The organism is Paenibacillus roseus (genome assembly GCF_016424485.1).
Classification (GTDB): domain Bacteria; phylum Bacillota; class Bacilli; order Paenibacillales; family Paenibacillaceae; genus Paenibacillus_D; species Paenibacillus_D roseus.
The window spans coordinates 1-2610 of sequence record NZ_JAELUP010000054.1 but is presented as its reverse complement, the minus strand read 5'-3'; the positions used below and the strand labels follow the sequence as shown (position 1 = coordinate 2610).

At 27.0% G+C, this 2610-nt stretch carries 2 protein-coding genes; both read left to right on the top strand.

Annotation, left to right across the window (positions count from 1 at the left end):
• On the top strand, positions 1-1294 hold a 1294-nt coding region (locus JFN88_RS11120), incomplete at its 5' end, for a hypothetical protein (protein ID WP_233167716.1).
• A gap of 156 nt (positions 1295-1450) precedes the next feature.
• A complete protein-coding gene (gene accD / locus JFN88_RS11115; protein WP_199019369.1) occupies positions 1451-2485 on the top strand; it encodes an acetyl-CoA carboxylase, carboxyltransferase subunit beta in 1035 nt (344 codons plus the stop codon).
• Positions 2486-2610 lie beyond the last annotated feature (125 nt).

Genomic DNA, 2610 nt, shown 5'->3' with positions numbered 1-2610 from the left:
GAAAAATTCATTAATAACTGAAAATAATTTTTATAAACATGTAATAAACGACAAAAATATTTTTTCTCAAATATGGGAAAAAAATTATATGAATTTTGATGGTATTATAAATCATCATATTTTCCAAATTCATAGTAAAATGTTTAAAATCAATCGATTTCTAAAATTATATGATTATTGGCCTTTCACTTTAGATAAATTATTCAATTATTATCAATGTTTTCGAAATGATAATTATATGCCTAAATATCAATACAGTCATCTTTTAGATATGCGCAGAAAATTATTTATATGGGAACCATCTACATTACATTTAAATGCAAATGTGTTTCCTACGGAATTGTTTTATTTTGAAACTTTTGCTTATAATAAAGAACTTTCAGGTCCTTTAGATTTAATTCAAGATTACGTTAATCGCTATTTTACTGTTTTTTCAGATTTAGGAAATCTAGGTTATAGTGAACATGTTAGTTCACCAATAGAAGAAGAATCTTTTATTCGTTATGAAACTATGTTAGCTCAGTTACAAATCTCCGTTCCCACTTATATGCGCCACTTGCATTCAACTCGTGGAAAGGAGATCTTTACAAATCTTAAAGGAGGTTATATTTCTCCATCATTTCTTATTTATTTCTTAAATAAACCTAACTTAGGAGGTATCTTTTGGTTAGGAACTGATTTAAAATATGGATTCAATCCATTACTTCGTAATTTATTATTAAAAATAATAAAAAAAATAAAAGAATTTAATTTTACATTTGGGGATTATAAACGTATTAATCTTAAAAAAGCAAGTCATGAATATATGCGAGTATTATCATCTATTGTACCGCCATTCCCTTATCATTTAAAAATTTCTGCTGCACTTCAAGAGAAAAGTAATTTACAATCTTCTCTACGTTCGTTAAAACATAAAACTCGTAAGATAAGACGAGCAGCTAATGACTTTTTATATTCAATGAGAATATTATTTATATCACCCGATATACCAGTACATAGTCATATACGAACATTTCATACTTTTGATTGGTCTCTTGACTTTTATGATTTAATTGCATTTATATGTAAAAACAATTATAAAATAACACCTTTCTTATTTATAGAAAATAAACCCAAATATAAATTATCTAAGAAAAAACAAAAATTAGATAAAGCAAAACTTAAGAAAAAAGAATTACTGTTAATTAAAAGAAAAACAGATAATTCTAAATCAAATAAACTTAAAAAACGTTATAAACTGGGATTTATATATTATGCACCAAAACCAAAGCGCAGACAACGTAAACGCATATAAAATTATTAATTCAATTTATAACGTTTTTTATTGTTATATTTTTATAAAAGGCAATTATTATTTTACATTATGACACTTATACAATGGTTATTTGAAACTTTTAATATGGATTTATCTTCAAATGTGGTAAATAAACACATTACTCAACGAGGACATATGTCTTACATTACTAGCAAACCTGGAGAAAGATTTGCTTTATGGAAACTTTGTGAAAGATGTACGGATATGTCACCTAAAAAAGTAATTAAAGCTAATTTAGGAGTATGCCCTAAATGTCAATTGCATGTTCAATTAACTAGTGATGAACGTATAGAATTCTTTATGGATCCAGGAACATGGCATCCTTTAAATGAATTAATTACACCGCAAAATCCTTTAGATTTTTTTGATTCCATTCCGTTTGAAGCTCGTATAGAAGATCATCAATTTTTATCAGGTTTAGACGATGCAGTTCAAACAGGAATTGGTTTCATTAATGGAATGCCTGTAGCATTAGGAATTATGGATTTTAACTTTTTAGGAGGTAGTATGGGAAGCGTAGTAGGTGAAAAAATTACACGACTAATTGAACATGCTACTCGTGAAGGGTTATGCTTAGTTATTTTCTGTGCTTCTGGTGGAGCTAGAATGCAAGAAGGTTCACTAAGTTTAATGCAAATGGCAAAAATTTCTGGAGCTCTTTACGTTTTCCAAAATGTAGCAAAACTATTATATATTGCTATTTGCACATCTCCAACAACAGGAGGAGTAACAGCTAGTTTTGCTATGTTAGGAGATGTTATTTTCGCAGAACCAGAAGCTACTATTGCTTTTGCTGGTAGAAGAGTCGTTTCTGAAACATTAAACGAAGAATTTCCTGCAAATTTTCAAACAAGTGAATATTCTTTTGAATATGGACAATTAGATGCAGTAGTTTCTAGATTAGATTTAAAAGAAGCTATTTGTGATATGATATATTTTTTCAATCAAACGATTTATAAAACACCATATATTTCAGATTTATTAGATGATTTAATATATCCTTATCAAAGTTTTGATCCATTTTCACCTGAAGCTGATTTATATGGGGTAGAAAATTTTCCTTTTATAATATCAGCAACAGATTATAAAGGTAATTGTGTTTTTGATGAAGATATGTATGATTTAGATTTAAATGAACCTGTTTATTCTAACAATAAAAAACTTCAATAATTAGAAAGTTTCTTACATAGAATAATAATTTATTTATGTCAAAAAAATCTCAAATGAATCGTACATTAATTAGAAGTACTTTATCTGGAAAAAAATTAACAAAACGTATCTTAATAAAAAAAACT